Source organism: Streptomyces sp. MA5143a, assembly GCF_900290235.1.
Taxonomy (GTDB): domain Bacteria; phylum Actinomycetota; class Actinomycetes; order Streptomycetales; family Streptomycetaceae; genus Streptomyces.
Genome location: NZ_OLMK01000042.1, coordinates 82,728 through 104,011, shown reverse-complemented (window position 1 = coordinate 104,011; position 21,284 = coordinate 82,728). Strand labels below are relative to the sequence as shown.

At 73.0% G+C, this 21,284-nt stretch carries 2 protein-coding genes and 1 pseudogene; all 3 read right to left on the bottom strand.

The genetic code is table 11. From position 1 onward, the window contains the following. Positions 1 to 101 precede the first annotated feature (101 nt). Positions 102 to 16,454 (bottom strand): non-ribosomal peptide synthetase, encoded by a 16,353-nt coding sequence (locus tag SMA5143A_RS19750; RefSeq protein WP_107464222.1) that lies wholly within the window; start codon positions 16,452 to 16,454, stop codon positions 102 to 104. A gap of 6 nt (positions 16,455 to 16,460) precedes the next feature. Further along, positions 16,461 to 20,162, bottom strand: a pseudogene (locus tag SMA5143A_RS19745) (amino acid adenylation domain-containing protein); the annotation flags it as partial. A 148-nt stretch (positions 20,163 to 20,310) separates the two neighbouring features. Continuing rightward, on the bottom strand, positions 20,311 to 21,237 hold the full coding sequence (locus SMA5143A_RS44000; RefSeq protein WP_258193622.1) for a hypothetical protein: 927 nt from the start codon (positions 21,235 to 21,237) through the stop codon (positions 20,311 to 20,313). Between the last annotated feature and the right edge of the window lie 47 nt (positions 21,238 to 21,284).

Below are 21,284 nucleotides of genomic sequence, written 5' to 3'. Positions count from 1 at the left end.
GGGCGCTTTCTGAGGGTTTTTTCCGTCCCCGGGGCGTTCCTTGTGGGTGCGCCCCGGGGACGGATTCGCGGGGACCGGGGGGTAGGGGTCCCGCGAGGGGATCAGGACGGTGTGCCGCCCTGGGCCTTGTCGAGCTCGTCGAGCTTGTGGCCGATGACTTCCGCCATTCCGGCGGCGTGCGCCGGAAGGCACATCTCGTGGTGGGTGCTGTGGACGTCGTACGCCGTCAGCTCGCCGTCGACGTACGGTGCCCACTGGTCCGTGTAGGGCGCCTCGGGGTTCAGCGTCGCGTTGAAGAAGAGCACGTCGCCCGTGAAGACCGGCGGTGTGAAGTCCTTCAGCAGTTCGACGTGGTGGACCACGAACTCCGACGACGTCGCCAGGAGGCTTTCCTGGTCCGTTCCGCCGGCGTTCCCGCCGAGCTCTCCGACGAATGCGCCGAGGAGGGTGCGCACCTGGGCCAGTTCGAGTTCCGGGTCGTTCGCGAAGTGACCGCTCGGTGCCGCGTCGAGCAGACCGAGGAGGGCGACTTCGTGGCCCCTGCGCTGGAGTTCCGCGGCCATCGCGTGGACGACCGCCCCGCCGAAGGACCAGCCGATCAGATGGAACGGTCCCTCGGGCTGAATCGAGAGTATCTCCGTGACGTAATCCGTCACCAGGGATTCCAGCGAATTCGGCAGGGAATTCGACGACGGCGAACCCTCCGGGGACTTCCCGGCCGCCAGGTCCCGCACGGCGGACCACGCGGGCGACTGGATGCCGTACGCCGGCCGGTCGGCGGGCAGGTGCCCGGCGAAGGACAGATAGGGCCAGGCGAGACCGCCGGTGAGGTGCACGAACCACAGGGGTTCGCGGTCCCCGCCGGGCTTGATGGTCAGGACGCGGGCGAACGGGTCGGTGTTCTCCCCCGCCGTCCGCGTGCCGTGCGCGGCGAGCCCGGCCACCGTGGGCGCCTGGAACACCGCCCGCATGGGCAGCGACCAGCCGAGTTCCCGGCGGACGCGGCTGACGAGCCGGGCCGCGAGGAGGGAGTGGCCGCCCAGGGAGAAGAAGTCGTCGTCGATGCCGACCTTCTCCAGGCCGAGGACCTCCGCGAAGAGGGCCGCCAGGGCCTCCTCCCGGCCGGTGCGCGGCGCCCGGTACGCCTCACCGGTGAACTCGGGCTCGGGCAGCGCCCGGTGGTCGAGTTTGCCGTTCGGGGCGAGCGGCAGCCGGTCCAGATGCACGAACGCGGAGGGGACCATGAACTCCGGGAGCCGGCCCGCGGTGTGGGCCCGCAGCGAGTCGGCGTCGAGGTCGGCGCCGGGCACCACGTAGGCGACGAGCCGCCGGCTGTTCCCGTACGGCTTCGCCACGACCACGGCCCGGTCGACGGCCGGGTGGGCCGTCAGGGCCGCCTCCACCTCGCCGGGTTCGACGCGGAAGCCGCGCACCTTGACCTGCGCGTCACCGCGACCGGCGTACTCCAGCTGCCCGTCGGTGTTCCAGCGGGCGAGGTCGCCCGTGCGGTACATCCGGGAGCCGGGCGGGCCGAACGGGTCGGCGACGAACCGGTCCGCGGTCAGCTCGGGGCGTCCCCGGTAGCCGCGTCCGACGTTCCCCGCGACGTACAGCTCCCCCACCGCGCCCGGCGGTACCGGGGTGAGCCCCGGACCGAGGACGTACGCCCGCATGTTGGCGAGCGGGGCGCCGATCGGGGCGCCGGCCGTGGTGTCGCCCACCTCGGCGAGGGTGGCGTAGAAGCTCTCCGTCTGGCCGTACGCGTTGATCACGCGCACGTCGGGGAAGGCCTCCCGGACCCGGCGTACGAGCCCGGAGGGCAGGCCCTCGCCCGCGAAGACCAGGGTGTCGACGGTGGTGGTGTCGGCGAGCTGGTCGACGAGTTCGGCGAAGACGGACGGGACGGTGCTGATGACGGAGCCCTGCCAGCCGTCCCGCTCTCCCAGGGCGAGCACGTCGCGGACGATCTCGACGGTCCCGCCGTGGGCGAGGGTGGTGAACAGCTCGAACACCGAGACGTCGAAGTTGACCGAGGTGCCCGCGAGCATCCGGCGGCCGGGTGCCATGCCCACCGGGCCGGCCAGCCGCAGCACGCCGTTGACCACGTTGGAGTGCGTGATCGCTACGCCCTTCGGGGTGCCCGTCGAACCGGAGGTGTACATCACGTACGCGAGGTTCTCCGGGTGGACCGGGCGGCCGAGGTCGGTGTCGTCGGCCGGGAGGACCAGCTCGTCGACGTACAGCTTCGGCACGGTCGTCGGGGGCAGTACGGAGACCGTCGCCGAGTCGGTGAGGACCAGCTGGGGCCGGGCCTCGCCGAGGATGTACTCCAGGCGGTGGCTCGGGTACTTCGGGTCGATCGGCAGATGGGCGCCGCCCGCCTTCAGTACCGCCAGCAGGGCCACCGCGAGGCCCTCGGTGCGGGGCAGGGCCACCGCGACCACGGTCTCCGGGCCGACGCCGTGGGCGACGAGCTCCCGGGCGAGCCGGTTGGCCGCCGCGTTCAGCCCCGCGTACGTCAGCGTCGTGTCGCCGTACTCCACGGCCGGCGCGTCCGGGGTGGCCGCGACCTGCCGTTCGACCAGTTCGGCGACGGTCAGCGCCGGGGTGCCGGCCGAGGTGCCGCTCAGTTCGGCGAGCCGCTCGTGCTCGGCCGGTTCGAGGAGGTCGACGCGGCCCACCGGGACCGACGGGTCGGCCGCCATCTGCCTGAGGACCCGCACGAGCCGGCCGCCGAGCGCCTCGACGGTCTCCCGGTCGAAGACGTGCTGCTGGTACTGGAGGACCAGGTGGAGGTGCGGGTCGGCGGCCGCCATCACCGTCAGCGGGTAGTGCGTGCCGGAGAAGGGGCGGATGCCGGTGAAGGCGATCCCGGCGGCGCTGTTGGCGGAGTCGATGCCCTCCTTGTCCACGGGGAACGACTCGAAGACCACGAGGGTGTCGAAGAGGGTGCTCAGTCCGGTCGTCCGGTGGATCTCGCTCAGCCCGTGGTGATGGTGGTCGAGGAGCGCCGCCTGGCGCCGCTGGAGCCCGGTGAGCAGGTCGGCGAGGGTGTCGCCGGGGCCGTACTCGACGCGTACGGGCAGGGTGTTGATGAAGAGTCCGACCATCGAGTCCACGTCGGTCACCGTCGGCGGCCGCCCGGAGACGGTCGCGCCGAACACGACGTCCGAGCGGTTCGTCAGCCGGCCGAGGACGACCGCCCACGCGCCCTGGACGAGCGTGTTGACGGTGATGCCGAGTTCGGAGGCGCGGCGGTTGAGGGCGCGGGCCTCGTCGAGCGGCAGCCGTACGTCGAGCTGGCCGACACCGGGGTCACCGCCGTCCGTGGCCGTGTCCGCGTCCTTGTCGCCGGCCTGTTCCGCGACGCCGGCCGGGGTGGGGGGTGCCAGGAGGGTGGGTTCCTCCACGCCCGCCAGTTCCGCCGCCCAGGCGCGGGCCGTCTCCGCCTCGTCCTGGCGGGACAGCCAGGTGAGGAAGTCCTTGAAGCCGCGGGTGCGGGGCAGGACGGCCGGGTCGCCGGCGGAGCCGTACAGATGGAGCAGGTCCTGCATGAGGATCGGGAAGGACCAGCCGTCGAACAGCACATGGTGGGCGGTGAGGACCAGTTCGGAGCGGTCGTCGGTCATCCGGACCAGGGACAGCCGCAGCAGCGGCGGGGCCGCCGGGTCGAAGTGGGCGGTGTGGTCCTCGGCGAGGAACCGCTCGAAGGCCGCCTCCCGCTCCTTCTCCGGGAGTTCGCGCAGGTCGACCTCCCGCCAGGGAAGGCGGACGCCGTCCACGACGGCCTGGACCTGCCGGCCGGCCGAGTCCGTCACGAACGCGACGCGCAGGTTCGGGTAGCGGTCGAGCACGGCCTGGCCCGCGGCCCGCATACGCACCGGGTCGATCCGGCCGGAGACATGGAAGGCGATCTGCATCTGGTACGCGTCGTGTGCCGCGTCGTCGTCCAGGAGGGACTGGAAGAGCAGGCCCGACTGGAGCGCGGTGAGCGGCCAGACGTCGCCGAGGCCGGGGTAGGTCTCCTCCCACTGCTCGATGTCCCGCTGGGTCACGTCGACGAGGGGCAGGTCGGAGGGGGTGAGCCCGCCGGCCTTCGGGTCCTCGGTGACATGGGTGGTGATCGCCTTCAGGGCGTCCGCCCAGAGGGACATGAGGTCCTCGACCTCGGTGCGGGTGAGGACGCCGGCCGGGAAGCCGACGGAGGCGTCGAGCTGGGCGCCGAGGTCGGTGTCGATGACCGCCGAGTTGATCTCGACGGTGGTCATGGCGGGCATCCCGCCCAGGTCCGGGGAGAGGGTCACGTCGGGGAGCTGGGTCCAGCCGAGGTGGCGGAGTTCCTCCGGCATGTCGGCGGAGGAGAAGCGGCCGAGGTAGTTGAACCCGATCTGCCCGGCGGCACCGAGAGCGCCGAGGTCGGCCGCGGTGCCCTCGTTGAAGTAGCGCAGGAGGCCGTAGCCCAGGCCCTTGTCCGGGATCGCGAGGAGTTGCTCCTTGACGGACTTCACCACCGCGCCCGTCGTGGCGCCGCCCTCGAACGCCTCGTCCACGTCGAAGCCCGTCGTGTCCAGGCGGACCGGGTACATGCTGGTGAACCAGCCGATCGTGGAGGACAGGTCCGCGCCGGGGACGACGTCCTGTTCGCGGCCGTGGCCTTCGAGACGGACCAGCGTCGACGGCTCGTCCACGCCCCTGCCTCGGCGCCACTTGGTCACCGCGAGGGCGAGGGCCGCGAGGAGGGCGTCGTTGACGCCGCCGTGGAAGGCCGCCGGGACCTTCGTCAGGAGGGCCTCGGTGACCTCCACCGGGAGGCGGAGCGAGACATGGTCCATGGTGGAACGGGTGTCGGCGGCCGGGTCCAGCGGGCGGGAGCCCAGCAGGGGGTCGGGGCCGTCGAGGACGCCCCGCCACAGCTCCAGTTCGGCCGTGCGCTCCGGGGAGCCGGCCTCCTCGATCAGGGCGTGCGTCCAGCGCCGTACGGAGGTGCCGACCGGCGGGAGTTCCGCCGTGCCGTTCTCCGTCAGCTGCTTCCACGCCTCGGCGAGGTCGGGCAGCAGGATGCGCCAGGAGACACCGTCGACGACCAGATGGTGCAGGGCGATGATCAGGCGGCCGGGGATCTCCGGGTCGGCCGGGTCGAACCACACGAACTGCGCCATCACCCCGGCCGCCGGGTCCAGTCGGCCGGTGGCCGCGTCGAGTTCGGCGGCTGCGTCGCGCAACCAGGTCTCGTCCCAGGTCCCGTCGCAGGCGACGCGCCGGATCAGGGAGGCGGTGTCGGTGGAGCCCGCCGGAGCGACCTCCAGGCTCGCGCCGGTCAGCCGGGACCGGAGCAGGTCATGGCGGTCGAACACGGCGTCGAGGGTGGCGACGAGGCCGGACCGGTCGATGCCGAGGGGCAGTTCCAGCGGGAGGGACATGGAGAAGCGGTCGAAGTCGCCGCCGAGTTCCAGCATGTACTGGGCGATCGGCAGCAGCGGCAGGGTGCCCGTGCCGCCGCCCTCGAACTCCTCCAGGAGCACGGCGGTGCCGGTGGTGCGGGCCACGCGGGCGAGTTCGGCGACCGTGCGGTGCTCGAAGATCTCACGCGGGCTGACCTCGACGCCCTGGGCGCGGGCCCGGGTGACGACCTGGATGGAGCGGATGGAGTCACCGCCGACGGCGAAGAAGTCGTCGTCGATGCCGACCCGGCCGTGGCCGAGCACGTCGGCGTACACGGCGGCGAGGATCTCCTCCTCCGGGGTGCGGGGCGCCCGGTACTCGCCGCCGCTGAACTCCGGTTCGGGCAGCGCCTTGGTGTCGAGCTTGCCGTTCGGGGCGAGCGGCAGCCGGTCGAGGACGACGAAGGAGGCCGGGACCATGAACTCGGGGAGCCGGTCGGAGACGAAGGAGCGCAGGTCGCGTGAGGTGAGTCCGGCGGTGAGGTCGAAGTCGGTGCCGCCGAGCTGTCCGGCGCCGTCACCGCCCGTCCCCGCGTCCGCCGGGACCACATAGCCGACGAGCTGCTTGGTCCTGCCGTGCTCACGAACCACGACCGCCGCCCGGGCGACACCGGGGTGCGCGGTGATCGCGGCCTCGACCTCGCCGGGCTCGATGCGGAAGCCCCGCACCTTGACCTGGGAGTCGGCGCGTCCGGCGTACTCCAGCTGCCCGTCGGCGTTCCAGCGGGCGAGGTCGCCCGTGCGGTACATGCGGGAGCCGGGCGGGCCGAACGGGTCGGCGACGAACCGCTCGGCGGTCAGGTCGGGCCGGCCGCGGTAGCCGCGGCTGACGTCACCGGCGATGTACAGCTCGCCGACCACGCCCACGGGCGCCGGGGTGAAGCCGGGGCCGAGGACGTAGGCCCGCATGTTGCCGAGGGGCGTGCCGATGGGCGCGCTGCCGGTGCCGCCGGCCGCTCCCGTGCCGGTCGCGGTGTGGGTGGTGGCGTAGAACGACTCGGTCTGGCCGTAGGCGTTGACGACGCGGACGCCGGGGATCTGCTCCCGCATCCGCTCCACCAGGGCGGTGGGCAGGGCCTCGCCGGCGAAGACGACCGTCTCGACGGTGAGGCGGCCCGCGAGCTGGTCGAGCAGCTCTGTGAAGGCCGACGGCACGGTGGAGATCATCGTGCCGTTCCAGCTGTCGCGTTCGCCGAGGACGAGGACGTCCCGGACGATCTCGGCGCTGCCGCCGACGCTGAGCGTGGTGAACAGTTCGAACACCGACACGTCGAAGTTGATGGAGGTGCCCGCGAGGATCCGCGAGCCCTTCTTCACACCGACCCTCGGGATCAGCCGCAGCACACCGTTGACGATGTTGTGGTGGCTGAGGGACACGCCCTTCGGCACACCGGTCGAGCCCGAGGTGTACATGACGTACGCCAGGTTCTGCGGGTGGGCGGTGACCGGCAGGTTGTCCGGGGAGCGGTCGGTGAGGTCGAGCCGGTCCAGGTACAGCTTGGGGAGGTCCGTCTCGGGGAGCACCGAGACCGTCCCGGTGTCCGTGAGGACGAGGGCCGGGGCCGCCTCGGTGAGGATGTGGTCCAGGCGGTGGCTCGGGTACTTGGGGTCGATCGGGAGGTAGACGCCGCCCGACTTGAGGACGGCGAGCAGGGCGACCGCGAGGTCGGCGGTGCGCGGCAGGGACACCGCGACCAGGGTCTCGGGGCCGACGCCGTGGGCGACGAGTTCGCGGGCGAGCCGGTTGGCGCGGGCGTTCAGCTCCCAGTAGGCGAGCGTGGTGTCGCCGGAGACGATCGCGACCGCGTCCGGGGTGGCGGCGACCTGCTTCTCGACGAGTTCGGCGACCGTGAGGTGCGGGGTCGGCTCGGCGGTGTCGTTGAAGCGGTGCAGCACCTGCTCGCGCTCGGCGTCGTCGAGGAGGTCGACCGCGCCGACACGGGCCGCCGGGGCGGCGACGAGCTGGCGCAGCACCCGCACGAAGCGGTCGGCGACGCGCTCGGCCGTCTCCCGGTCGAACAGGTCGGAGGCGTACTCCAGCAGGCCCTCGACCTCGCGTCCGTCCGGGCCCGTCACCTCGGTGAGGTTGAAGAACAGGTCGAACTTGGCGGTCCCGGTGGGCGTCGGCACATAGGCGACGTCCAGGCCCGGCAGGTCGAAGTCGGCCTGCGCGAAGTTCTGCCAGGCGAACATGACCTGGAACAGCGGGTGGTAGGCCGTGGACCGCTCGGGGTTGAGCAGTTCCACCAGGCGCTCGAAGGGGGCGTCCTGGTTGGCGTACGCGGCCAGGGCCTTCCCGCGGACCTGGGCGATCAGCTCCTCGAAGGTGGGGTTGGCGGACAGTTCGGCGCGCAGCACCCAGGTGTTGACGAAGAACCCGACCAGGTCGGCGAGGGCCTCGTCGGTGCGGCCGGCGATCGGAGAGCCGATCGGGATGTCGTCTCCACCGCCGAGCTGGTGCAGCAGCACCGCGAGGACGGACTGCATGACCATGGAGACGGTCACGTCGTGCTCGCGGGCCAGCTTCTCCACGGCGACCAGGAGGTCGTCGTCGAGGCGGAAGTCGAGCATCTCGCCCCGGTAGCTCGCCTTCGGCGGGCGCGGCCGGTCCACGGGCAGCCTCAGCGGCTGCGGTACGGCGGCCAGTTCGCGCCGCCAGTACGAGGACTGCGCGGCGAGCACGCTGTCCGGGTCGGTGGCGTCGCCGAGCAGGTCCCGCTGCCAGAGCGTGTAGTCGGCGTACTGCACGGACAGTTCGGCGAACTCGGGCGCGAGGCCCTCGCGGCGGGCCGCGTAGGCGGTGGAGATGTCCCGGATCAGCGGGGCCATGGACTCGCCGTCGCTGGCGATGTGGTGGATGAGCAGGGTCAGGAGGTGCTCGCCCGGGCCGACGCGCAGGATGCCCGCCTTGACGGGGATGTCACTCGCGAGGTCGAAGTGGTGCCGGGCCGCGCGGGCGACCGCGTCCGCCACGTCGTCCGCCGCCACCTCGACGACCGGGACGGGGAGGCTGTACTGCCCCGGCTCCAGGACGACCTGGTAGGCGGTGCCGTCCACGTCCTCCGCGTACACGGTGCGCAGGCTCTCGTGGCGGGCCACGACGTCCCGGATCGCCTCGGCGAGCGCCTCGGTGTCCAGGTCGCCGGTCAGCCGCAGCGCCATCGGGATGTTGTACGTCGCCGAAGGCCCCTCGAACCGGTCGATGAACCACAGCCGGCGCTGGGCGAACGACAGCGGCAGCTTCTCGGGGCGGGTGCGCAGGCGCCGCAGCGGGGTGCGGACGGTGTCGCCGGACGACAGCTGCGCCGTCAGCTCGGCGACCGTGGGCGAGCCGAAGACCACCTTGATCGGGATCTCCACGCCCAGTGCGGTGCGGATACGGCTGATCAGACGGGTTGCGAGGAGCGAGTGGCCGCCCAGGTTGAAGAAGTTGTCGTCGATGCCGACCTCGTCCACGCCGAGGACCTCGGCGTACAGCCCGGCGAGGATCTCCTCCCGCTTGGTGCGCGGCGCCCGGTAGGGCACCCCGGCGAACTCGGGGGCGGGCAGCGCGGCCCGGTCGAGCTTGCCGTTCGGCATCAGCGGCAGCCGGTCGAGGGCGACGTAGGCGGCCGGGACCATGAACTCGGGGAGCTCGCGGGCCGCGTGGGCGCCCAGCTCGTCGGCGTCCACCGCGTCGGGCGCGGTGGGCACGACGTACGCCACGAGGACCTGGCCGGCGTTGGTGCCGCGCCCGTTGCGGGCGATCACCGCGGCCTGGGTGACCTGCGGGTGGGAGGCGAGGGCGGCCTCGACCTCGCCGGGTTCGATGCGGAAGCCGCGCACCTTGACCTGGGTGTCGCCCCGGCCGAGGTACTCGATCTGCCCGTCCTCGGTCCAGCGGGCGAGGTCACCGGTGCGGTACATCCGGGAGCCGGGCTCGCCGAACGGGTCGGCGACGAACCGGTCGGCGGTCAGCTCGGGCCGTCCGCGGTAGCCGCGGCCCAGGTTCCCGGCGACGTACAGCTCGCCGACGGCGCCCGGCGGCACGGGCGTGAGGCCCGCGCCGAGGACGTACGCCCGCATGTTGGGCAGCGGGGTGCCGACGGGCGCGCTGCCCGTGCCGTCCCAGTCGCCCGCGTCGAACGTGGTCGCGTAGAAGCTCTCCGTCTGCCCGTAGGCGTTGACGATCCGGACGCCGGGGAACGCCTCGCGGACCCGGGAGACCAGCGTCGACGACAGGGCCTCGCCCGCGAAGACGACCGTGTCCATGGAGGTGCGGTCGGCGATCTGGTCGAGGAGTTCCGCGAACGCCGACGGCACCGTGCTGACGACGGCCCCCCGCCAGTGGTCGCGCTCGCCGAGGACCAGGACGTCCCGGACGATCTCCGCCGTGCCGCCGTGGACGAGCGTGGTGAACAGCTCGAACGCGGAGACGTCGAAGTTGATCGAGGTACCGGCGAGGACCTTGGAGCCGGCCTGGACGCCCATGCGGGCGGCGAGCCCCAGCACACCGTTGACGATGTTGGCGTGGGTGATGGCGACGCCCTTGGGGGTGCCGGAGGAACCCGAGGTGTACATCACGTACGCGAGGTTCTGCGGGTGGACCGGACGGCCGAGATCGGTGTCGTCGGCCGGCAGGTCGAGCTCGTCGACGTACAGCTTCGGCGTGTCGGTGTCCGGCAGCACCGCGACCGTCTCGGCGTCCGTGAGGACCAGGGTCGGGCGGGCCTCGCCGAGGATGTACTCCAGGCGGTGGCTCGGGTACTTCGGGTCGATCGGCAGATAGGCGCCGCCCGCCTTCAGCACCGCCAGCAGGGCCACGGCCAGGTCGGTCGAGCGGGGCAGGGACACGGCGACGACGGTCTCCGGGCCGACGCCGCGGTCGACGAGGAGCCGGGCGAGCCGGTTGGCGCGGGAGTTGAGCTGCTCGTACGTCGTGCGGGCGCCCTCGTGGACGAGTGCGATCGAGTCCGGGGTGGCCGCGGCCTGCTTCTCGATGAGCCGGGTGACGGTCGTGTCGGGGCGGGGCGCGGTGGTGCCGCTCAGCTCCAGCAGACGCTCGTGCTCGGCCGGCTCCAGCAGGTCGACGAGACCGACCGGCAGGGTCGGGTCGTCCGCCAGCTGCCGCAGGACGAGGGCGAGGCGCGCCGCGTACGACTCGACGGCGGCCCGGTCCAGGACGTGCTCCTGGAACTGGAGGGCGAGCCGCAGATGCGGGTCGGCGTCCGCCATCACGGTCAACGGGTAGTGGGTGCCCGTGGAGGGGCGGATGGTGGTGAAGGCGATCCCGGCCGCCGCGTTGGCCTCGTCGAGGCCGGCCCGGTCCACCGGGTAGGACTCGAAGACGACCAGGGTGTCGAAGAGGGAGCTGAGGCCGGTGCTCTGCTGGATCTCGCTCAGACCCTGGTGGTGGTGGTCGAGCAGCGCGGCCTGCCGCCGCTGGAGCGCGGTGAGGACGTCGGCGAGGGAGTCGCCGGGCCCGTACTCGACGCGGACGGGCAGCGTGTTGATGAACAGGCCGACCATCGAGTCGACGTCCGGCACCGCCGGGGGCCGTCCGGAGACGGTCGCGCCGAACACGACGTCCCGGCGTCCGGTGAGCCGGCCGAGCAGGACCGCCCAGGCGCCCTGCACCAGGGTGTTGACGGTGACGCCCAGCTCCGAGGCGCGGCGGGTGAGCCTGCGCACCTCGTCCAGGGGCAGGGGCACGTCGACGGAGCCGATGCCCTGGCTGCCGGTGGCGGGGGCGCCGCCCCGCACGAGCAGGGTGGGCTCCTCGACGCCCTCCAGTTCGCGGGCCCAGGCCTGCCGCGACGCCTCGTGGTCCTGGCGGTCGAGCCAGGTGAGGAAGTCCTTGAAGCCGCGGACGCGGGGCAGGACCGCGGGGTCGCCGCCGGAGCCGTACAGGTGGAGGAGGTCCTTCATCAGGTGCGGGAAGGACCAGCCGTCGAAGAGGACGTGGTTGGCGGTGAGGACCAGCTCGGAGGTCTCGCCCGTCATCCGGACGAGGGTCATGCGGAGCATCGGCGGGCTGGCCGGGTCGAACGCCTGCGCGTGGTCCGCGGTGAGGAACCGCTCGAAGGACTCCTCGCGCTCCTCCTCGGGGAGGTGGGTCAGGTCGATCTCCCGCCAGGGGAGTTCGACGCCGTCCACGACGGCCTGGGCCTGGCGGCCGGCGGAGTCGGTGACGAACGCGGCCCGCAGGTTCGGGTGCCGGTCCAGGACGGCCTGGCCGGCGGTGCGCATGCGCTCCGCGTCGACCTCGCCGGTGACGTGGAACGACATCTGCATCTGGTAGGCGTCCCAGGAGTCGTCGTTCAGCATCGTGTGGAACAGCAGGCCCGACTGGAGGGCCGTGAGCGGCCACACGTCGGTGAGACCGGGGTAGGTCTCCTCCCACCGTTCGATGTCCTGCTGGGTGACGTCCACGAGGGGCAGGTCGGAGGGGGTGAGCCCGCCGGCGTTCTCCTGGCCGACGTGTCGGGCGAGGGCGGTCAGCGCGGTGAACCACAGGTCCACCAGCTCCTCGACGTCCTCCTTCTCGAAGAGGCCGGCCGGGAAGCCGATGCTCGCATCGAGCCGGGCGCCGTCCTCCGTGTCGACGACCAGGGAGTTGATCTCCAGGGACGACATGGCGGGCATGTCCTCGTCGAGGGGCGCGGAGAGCTCGCGGAGCTGGGTGAAGCCGTTGCCCCGCAGGTGCTCGGGCATGTCGGCGGAGGAGAAACGGCCGAGGTAGTTGAAGCCGATCTGGCCGGTGGAGCCGAGCGCGTTCAGGTCGGCCGCGGTCGTCTCGTTCAAGTAGCGCAGCAAGCCGTGGCCGAGGCCCTTGTCCGGGATCGACAGGAGCTGTTCCTTGACGGCCTTCACGGCGGCTCCTGCCGCCTTGCCGCCCTGGAACGCCTCGTCCAGGTCGATGCCCGCCACGTCCAGGCGGACCGGGTACAGGCTGGTGAACCAGCCGATCGTGGCGGACAGGTCCGCGCCGGGGACCACGTCCTGTTCGCGGCCGTGGCCCTCCAGCTTGATCAGGGTGGAGGACTCGTAGACGCTCCGCGCGCGGCGCCACTTGGTGACGGCCAGGGCGAGGGCCGCGAGGAGGCCGTCGTTGACGCCGCCGTGGAAGGCTGCCGGGACCGTGGTGAGGAGGGCCTCGGTGACGTCGGCGGGGAGCTGCACGCGGACGAAGTCGAGGGAGCCCCGGGTGTCGACGGCGGGGTCCAGCGGGCGGTGCGAGAGCAGCGGGTCGGGCCCGTCGAGGACCCGCTTCCACAGGTCCAGCTCGGCCGTGCGCTCGGGCGAGCCGGCCTCCTCGATCAGGGCGTGCGTCCAGCGGCGTACGGAGGTGCCGCCGGCCGGCAGCTTCGCCCGGCCCCGCTCCTTGACCTGCTGCCAGGCGGCGGCGAGGTCGGGCAGGAGGACGCGCCAGGAGACGCCGTCGACGACGAGGTGGTGCAGGGCGATGATCAGGCGGCCGGGGGCCTTGGGATCGGCCGGGTCGAGCCACACGAACTGGGCCATGACCCCGGCGGCCGGGTCCAGGCGGCCGGTCGCCGCGTCGAGTTCGGCGGCCACCAGCTCGTCCGCGGCCTGTGAGCCGTCGCAGGCGACGCGGCGCAGCAGGGTGCCCGCGTCCACCGTGCCCGGCGCGCCGACGATCATCCGGCGGGCCCCGGCGTCGAGCCGTGAGCGCAGGATGTCGTGGCGGTCGAGGACCGCGTCGAGGGTGGCGGCGAGGCCGGCGCGGTCGATGCCGAGCGGGAGTTCGGCGAGGACGGCCATGGAGAAGCGGTCGTGGGAGCCGCCGAGTTCCAGCATGTACTCGGCGATCGGCAGCAGCGGGAACTCACCGATGCCGCCGCCCTCGTACTCCTCCAGGACGACGGAGGCCGTCGACTGCTCGGAGGCGACGGCGGCCAGTTCCGCGGCCGTCCGGCGCTCGAAGATCTGCCGGGGGGTGACCTCGACGCCCTGGGCGCGGGCCCGGGAGACGACCTGGATGGACCGGATGGAGTCGCCGCCCACGGCGAAGAAGTCGTCGTCGACGCCGACGCGTTCGAGGCCGAGGACCTCGGCGTACACCTCGGCGAGGATGCGCTCGCGCTCGGTGCCGGGGGCCCGGTAGGCGCCCGCGGTGAACTCCGGCTCGGGCAGCGCCTTGCGGTCGAGCTTGCCGTTCGGGGCGAGCGGCAGCCGGTCGAGGACGACGAACGCGGACGGCACCATGAAGTCCGGGAGCCGCTGCCCGACGAAGGCCCGCAGGTCGGCGGTCTCGACGCCGGCGCGCAGGTCGGTGCTGGTGGAGTCGCTGCTGTAGGCGGGGACGACATAGCCGACGAGCTGCTTGGTGGTGCCGTGGGCGCGGGCGACGACGGCGGCCTGGGCGATGCCCGGGTGCGCGGTCAGCGCGGCCTCGACCTCACCGGGCTCGATGCGGAAGCCGCGCACCTTCACCTGGGTGTCGCCGCGGCCGAGGTACTCCAGCTGACCCTCGGCGTTCCAGCGGGCGAGGTCGCCCGTGCGGTACATGCGGGAGCCGGGCGGCCCGTACGGGTCGGCCACGAAGCGGTCGGCGGTCAGCTCGGCGCGGCCGTGGTAGCCGCGCGCCACGTTGCCGGCGACGTACAGCTCGCCCGCCACGCCCCGCGGTACGGGGGTGAGGCCGGGGCCGAGGACGTAGACGCGCATGTTGCCCAGCGGGGTGCCGATGGGCGCGCTGCCCTCGCCGTGCCAGCGGCGGCTCTCGTCGATGGCGAACGCGGTGGCGTAGAAGCTCTCGGTCTGGCCGTAGGCGTTGACGATCGTCACGTCGGGGAACGCCTCGCGGACCCGGGCGGCGAGCGTCGAGGAGAGCGCCTCGCCCGCGAAGACGAGGGTGTCGACGCTGGTGGTGTCCGCGATGTGGTCCATCAGCTCGGCGAAGACGGACGGGACGGTGCTGACGAGGCTGCCGTTCCAGCCCTCGCCCCGGGCCGCGCGCTCGCCGAGGACGAGGACGTCGCGGACGAGTTCGACGGTGCCGCCGTGGGTGAGCGTCGTGAAGATCTCGAAGACCGACACGTCGAAGTTGATGGAGGTGCCCGCGAGGGTCCGCGAGTCCTTGCCCATGTCGACGCGCTCGGCGAGCTGGAGGACGCCGTTGACGATGTTGTGGTGGGAGAGGGAGACGCCCTTCGGGGTGCCCGTCGAGCCCGAGGTGTACATGACGTACGCCAGGTTGTGCGGGTGGGCGCCGCCGGGGAGGTTGCCGTCCGGCTCCTCGCTCAGGTCCAGCTCGTCGACGTACAGCTTCGGGGCGTCCGTCTCCGGCAGCACGGAGACCGTCGCGGAGTCGGTGAGGACCAGGTGCGGGCGGGCCTCGCCGAGGATGTACTCCAGGCGGTGGCTCGGGTACTTGGGGTCGATCGGCAGATAGGCGCCGCCGGACTTCAGCACCGCGAGCAGCGCCACCACGAGGTCGAGGGAGCGCGGCAGGGACAGCGCGACGACCGTCTCGGGGCCGACACCGTGCCCGACGAGGACGTGGGCCAACCGGTTGGCGCGGGCGTTCAGTTCGCCGTACGTCAGCGAGGTGCCCTCGTGGACGACGGCCTCGGCGTCGGGGCTGAGGGCGACCTGCTCCTCGACCAGCCGGGCCAGGGTGACCATCGGGGTCTGCTCGGCGGTGGCGTTCATCTCGACGAGGAAGCGCCGGCGCTCGGCCGGGTCCAGGGTGTCGACGGCGCCGACCGGGAGGGCCGGGTCGGCCATCAGCTGCCGCAGGACGCGGACGAAGCGGGCGCCGACGGCCTCGGCCGTGGACCGGTCGAACAGGTCGAGGGCGTACTCGATGGTGCCGCGCGCGCCCTGCCCGTCGTGGTGCCGGGCGATGTTGAACTCCAGGTCGAACTTGGAGGTCTTGGTGTCGAGCTGCTCGAAGTCGAGGCGGGCGTCGAGGCCGGGCAGGTCCAGCTCGGGGCGGGTGATGTTCTGCCAGGCGAACAGCACCTGGAACAGCGGGTTGTAGGCGGTGGAGCGCTCGGGGCTGAGCCGGTCCACCAGCATCTCGAAGGGGGCGTCCTGGTTGTCGTAGGCGTTCAGGGCCCGCTCGCGGACCTGCTCCAGGACGTCCTCGAAGGTGGGGTTGCCGTCCAGGCGGACGCGCAGCACCCAGGTGTTGACGAAGAAGCCGACCAGATCGGCGAGGTCCTCGTCGCCGCGGCCCGCGATCGGGGAGCCGATCGGGATGTCGTCGCCGCCGCCGAGCTGCTGGAGCAGCACCGCGAGGACGGACTGGAGGACCATCGACACGCTCAGTCCGCGCTCGGTCGCCAGTTCCTCGACCTGGGCGAGGAGTTCCGGCTCCAGCTCGAACTCGACGGTGTCGCCGCGGTGACTGGCCACGGACGGGCGGGTGCGGTCCAGGGGCAGCTGGAGCGGTTGGGCCAGGCCGGCCAGCTCGTCCTCCCAGTGGGCGAGCTGGCGGGAGACCAGACTGTCGGGGTCGTTCTCGTCGCCGAGCAGCTCCCGCTGCCAGAGCGCGTAGTCGGCGTACTGGACGGGCAGTTCGGGGAACTCGGGGGCGCGGCCCTCGCGGCGGGCCCGGTAGGCGAGGCTCAGGTCCCGCAGCAGGGGCGCGCCGGACTCGCCGTCGGCGGCGATGTGGTGGAACAGCAGCAGCAGGACGTGCCGGTCCGGGGCCTGCCGCAGGATGCGGGCGCGCACGGGGATCTCGGCGTACAGGTCGAAGGTGTACGAGACGGCCTCGGCGATGGCCTCGGGGAGCCGCTCGGGCTCGACGTCCACGACGGGGATGTCGGGCCGGATCTCCTCCGGCGGAAGTATTCGCTGGTAGGGGACGCCGTCCTCGTCGTAGAGGATCGTGCGCAGGCTTTCGTGGCGGCCGATCACATCGCGGATCGAGGCGGCGAGGGCGCGGGTGTCGAGCTCTCCGGCGAGGTGGAGGGCGAGGGGCACGTTGTAGGTGGCTGAGGGGCCCTCGAAGCGGTCGATGAACCAGAGCCGACGCTGGGCAAACGACAACGGGATCACTTCGGACTACTCCTTGTTCATTCTGCGCAGACGGGGCCTGCTCGGGCTGGACGCGGGGGATCCGGCGGATCCGGCGGCCGTGGGGGCGGCCGCGATGTGGTCGGCGAGCTGGGCGAGGGTCGGGCTGGAGAAGATCGTCTTGATGGACACCTCGGTCCCGAGCTGCTTGCGGATGCGGCTCTTGATCCGCGTCGCGAGCAGCGAGGTCACGCCCAGGTTGAAGAAGTTGTCGTGGACGCCGATCCGTTCGGGCTCGGTGCCGAGGACGTCCGCGAACAGGTCCCGCAGGGCCTGCTGGGCCGGGGGGAGGGGAGCGGAGTCGGCGGTGGCGGCCGTCGCGCTGTCCGCCGTGCGGTCGGTGGCGCCGTCCGCCGCGGGGTCCGCCTTGTCGTGCGCCGCGGTGTCCGTCGCGACGATCGGCTCGCCCAGGTCCAGGGCGCCCACCGGGTGGCCCGGGTCGGCGGCCAGGGTGCGCAGCACGGTGTGGAGGCCGCCGGCGATCCGGTCGGCGCCGGCCTCGTCGAGCACACCCCGCTGGTACTGGAAGGTGAGCCGCAGCCGGGGCTCGGTGTCGGCGATCAGGGTGAGCGGGTAGTTGGAGCCGCCCAGCGAGCGGGTCCCGTCGAGGGTGATTCGGGCGGCGGCAGCGGCCTCGGCGAGCGCCGACTCGTCGGCGGGGAACGCCTGGTAGACGAGCAGCGTGTCGAAGAGGGCGCCGACACCGGTGGCCTCGTACAGGCCGCTCAGGGACTGGTGGTGGTGGTCGAGCAGCTGGGTCTGCCGCTCCTGGAGGCCGGTCAGCACCGTCCCGAGACCGTCCTCGGGGGCGTACCGCACCCGTACGGGCAGGGTGTTGATGAACAGCCCGACCATCGACTCGACGCCGGGCAGCCCCGGCGGCCGGCCGGAGACGGTCGCGCCGAACAGCACGTCGTCGCGTCCGGTGAGCCGGCCGAGGACGACGGCCCAGGCGCCCTGCACCAGGGTGTTGAGGGTGACGCCCAGCTCCCCGGCGCGCCGGACCAGCAGCGCGGCCTCCTCGTCGGTGAGGGGGACGGCCGCGGTGCCGACCTCGGAGCCGGACGCCTCGTCGCGGGCGACGGCCGTGCCGGCGAGCAGCGTCGGTCGGTCCACGCCGTCGAGTTCGGCGGCCCAGGCCGCCGCCGCCTCGCCCTGGTCCTGCCGGGCCAGCCACGCGAGGTGGTCGCGGAAGCCGCGCACCGGCGGCAGGGGTGCCTGGTGGCCGTGGGAGGCGTACAGGCGGAGCAGGTCCCGGGCGAGGACCGGCTCGGACCAGCCGTCGAGGAGCGCGTGGTGCAGGGTGAGGACGAGCGCGGCCTGTTCGGCGCCCAGCCGGATCAGCGTCATCCGCACCAGGGGTGGGGTGGCGAGGTCGAAGGGCACGGCCTGGTCCTCGGCGAGGAACCGCTCGAACGTCTCCTCCCGCTCCTCGGGCACCAGGGTCCTCAGGTCCAGCTGCTGCCAGGGGAGCTGGACGCCGTCCACCACCAGCTGCACCAGATCGCCCTGGGTGTCCGGGGCGAAGGCGGCCCGCAGCGCGGGGTGCCGGTCGAGCAGGCCCTGCCCGGCCTCCCGCATCCGCGCGGGGTCGACCCGGCCGGAGAAGGTGAACACCGTCTGCATGCGGTACGCGTCGTAGCCGCTGTCGCTGAGCATCGACTCGAACAGCATCCCGGACTGCATCGGCGTCAGGGGCCACACGTCGGACAGGTTCGGGTGGCGCTCGCGGAAGGCGGCCAGGTCCTCGTCGCCCAGCTGGACCAGGGGGCCCGACACGTCGTCGTACGTCTCGGTGGGGGTGCCGGCGTGCGGGGCGAGCCGGGCCACCGTGCGGTGGGTGAGCAGCTGCCTCTGGGTGATCTCCAGGCCCCGGGCGCGGGCCTCGGCGACCACCTTGACGGAGCGCAGCGAGTCACCGCCGATGGCGAGGAAGTCGTCGTCGGCGCCGACCCGGTCGAGGCCCAGCACCCGGGCGTAGACCTCGGCGAGGATCCGCTCCCGCTCGCCCTCGGGCTCCCGGTACTCCCCTGCGGTGAACACCGGCTCGGGCAGCGCCTTGCGGTCGAGCTTGCCGTTGGGCGACAGCGGGAGCGTGTCGAGGAACATGAAGGACGCCGGGACCATGAACTCGGGCAGCCGCTCTGCGGCGAGGGCCTTCAGCTCGTCGGCGGTGACGCCGGCGCCGGGCGCCGCGTCCACCGGTCCCGCGTCCGCGACCAGGTAGGCGACCAGCTGCCGCCCCTCGTGGGCGACGACCGCGGTCTGCCGTACGGCCGGGTGGGCGAGCAGCACGGACTCGATCTCGCCGAGTTCGATGCGCAGCCCGCGCAGCTTGACCTGGTGGTCGGTGCGTCCGAGGTACTCGACCTCGCCGTCGGCGGTCCACCGGGCGAGGTCGCCGGTGCGGTACATCCGTGTCCCGGCGGGACCGTACGGGTCGGCGAGGAAGCGGTCGGCGGTGATCTCGGGCCGGCCCAGGTAGGCGCTCGCCAGCTGGACGCCCGCGAGGTACAGCTCGCCGGGCTCGCCGACCGCGACCGGCCGCAGCTCGGCGTCGAGGACGTACAGCCGGGTGTTCCACACCGGCTTCCCGATCGGTACGGGGCCGTCGGCGGTGGTGTCGCAGGGGTGGTAGGTGACGTCGACGGCGGCCTCGGTCGGCCCGTACAGGTTGTGCAGCTCCACGCCCGGCAGCAGCCGGCCGAACTCCCGGACCGCCTCGCGGGGCAGGGCCTCGCCGGAGCAGAACACCTGGCGCAGCCCCGTGCGGCCGGACGCGTCGAGCCCGGCGAACCCGCCGAGCCCGGCGAACCCGCCGAGCCCGGCGAGCCCGGCGAGGAACACCTGGAGCATCGACGGCACGAAGTGGCAGGTGGTGACGGACTGTTCGCGGATGGTCCGGGCCAGATACACGGGGTCCTTGTGGCCGCCGGGTTCCGCGACGACGATCGCCGCGCCCTCCCGCAGCGCCCAGAAGAACTCCCACACGGACACGTCGAACCCGGACGGCGTCTTCTGGAGCACCCGGTCGGCGGCGGTGAGCGGGTACTCCGCCTGCATCCACCGCAGCCGGTTGTCGATCGCGCCGTGCGGGACGACGACGCCCTTGGGGCGGCCGGTGGAGCCCGAGGTGAAGATGATGTACGCCGGGTGGGCGGGGGTGACGGCCGGCGTGGGATCGGTGTCCGGCAGGCCGTCGAGGGCGGTGTCGTCGAGAGCGACGACGGTGATGCCGTCCGGCACCGGCACCCGCCCGGCGGTGTCCGCGACCACGCAGGCCGGGCCGGTGTGCTCCAGCATGTAGGCGAGCCGGTCGGCCGGGTAGTCGGGGTCCAGCGGCAGATAGGCGCCGCCCGCCTTCACCACCGCGACCAGGGTGACCAGCAGCTCCAGGGAGCGCGGCACGGCCACCGCGACCGGGGTGCCGGGGGTGACGCCGAGGGCGGTCAGACGGTGCGCGAGCCGGTTGGCGCGGGCGTTGAACTCGGCGTACGTCAGGGTCTCGGAGCCGAAGACCAGGGCCGTCGCGTCCGGGGTGCGCCGGACCTGCTCCTCGATGGGGGCGACGAGTGTGGTGACCGGCAGCTCACGGCCGGTGTCGTTGAACTCCTCCAGAACCAGGGCGCGTTCGGCGCCGACTGCCTGACGGGCCGACTCCACCTCCGCGGAGCGCTGTTGGCCGGTCAATTTCCACACCTCTTCTCTCACTGGATTTCCCGGACTCCGGGAATGACGCGAATGCGGAACACAAGTCCGCGAATTGCACGGAAGAAAGACGGAACAAAGGGGGATTGCAACGACCCTAATCGGCCGCTTAATTGGCCAACAAGGATGTTCAACCGACCAATTGAGCCGCTTGGACGGTGAATTCACCGGCGTGCGAGACGCCCGCCCGGGAATCGTTCGCGAGCCGTCGCAGGACGCCCGCGAGCCGGTCGGCGGTGTCCCGCGCCGCCTCGGTCCCGAACAGTCCGCGCCGGCCGCGCAACCGCAGCTCCAACGGGCCGGGGTCGGCGCGCAGGACAAGGGTCAGCGGCGGCTGCCCGTGCTGGATCGCCCGGACGCCGGTGACGGTGACCCGCCCGACGGCGGGCACGGGGGCACCGGGGGGCGGGGCGCAGAGGTCGGCGCCGCCGAGCACGACCTCCCGGCGTCCGGCGGCGCCCGCGAGGACCACCGTCCAGGCGCCGCGTACGACGGTCTCCAGGTCGACGCCGAGCCCCAGGGCCCGCAGGGTGAGCCGGCCGGCGTCCGCCGCGGTCAGCGGAACCTCGGTCTCCTCGACGGGCGGCTCACCGCCCCGGGCGCGCACGGTGCCGGGGACGGCGTACGCCCGCAGCAGATCCCGCAGGAGGGCGCGCAGGGTGGCCTCGTCGTGGTGCTGCTGCCGGGCGGTGAGCACCAGCAGATGCCGCTCCCAGGCCAGCCGGACGAGGGCGACCCGCTCCGGCGGACCGGGGGAACCGACGCTCCCCCGGTCCGCGGCGAGCAGTCCGTCCAGCGCGTCGGTCCGCTCCCCGACGGTCAGCGCCCCGAGGTCCAGCTCCCGCCAGAACGGCTTCCGCCCGCCCCGGTCCAGCACCCCCTTGACGGCCCCCCGCATCCGCACGGCATCCACCCACCCGCCGAGGTGCACGACGAGCTGCGACGGACCGGTGTCGGGGGCGGGGAGGAGGGTGGGCGGGGCGTCCGCCGATGCCGGGGGCACCTGGGAGGCCGCCGCCGGGGAAGGCGCCGGGACCTCCGGTCGACGCGAGGCCACCGGCGGCACCGCCCGCGCCGGGGCGGCCGGTGAAGCCGCCCAGGCCG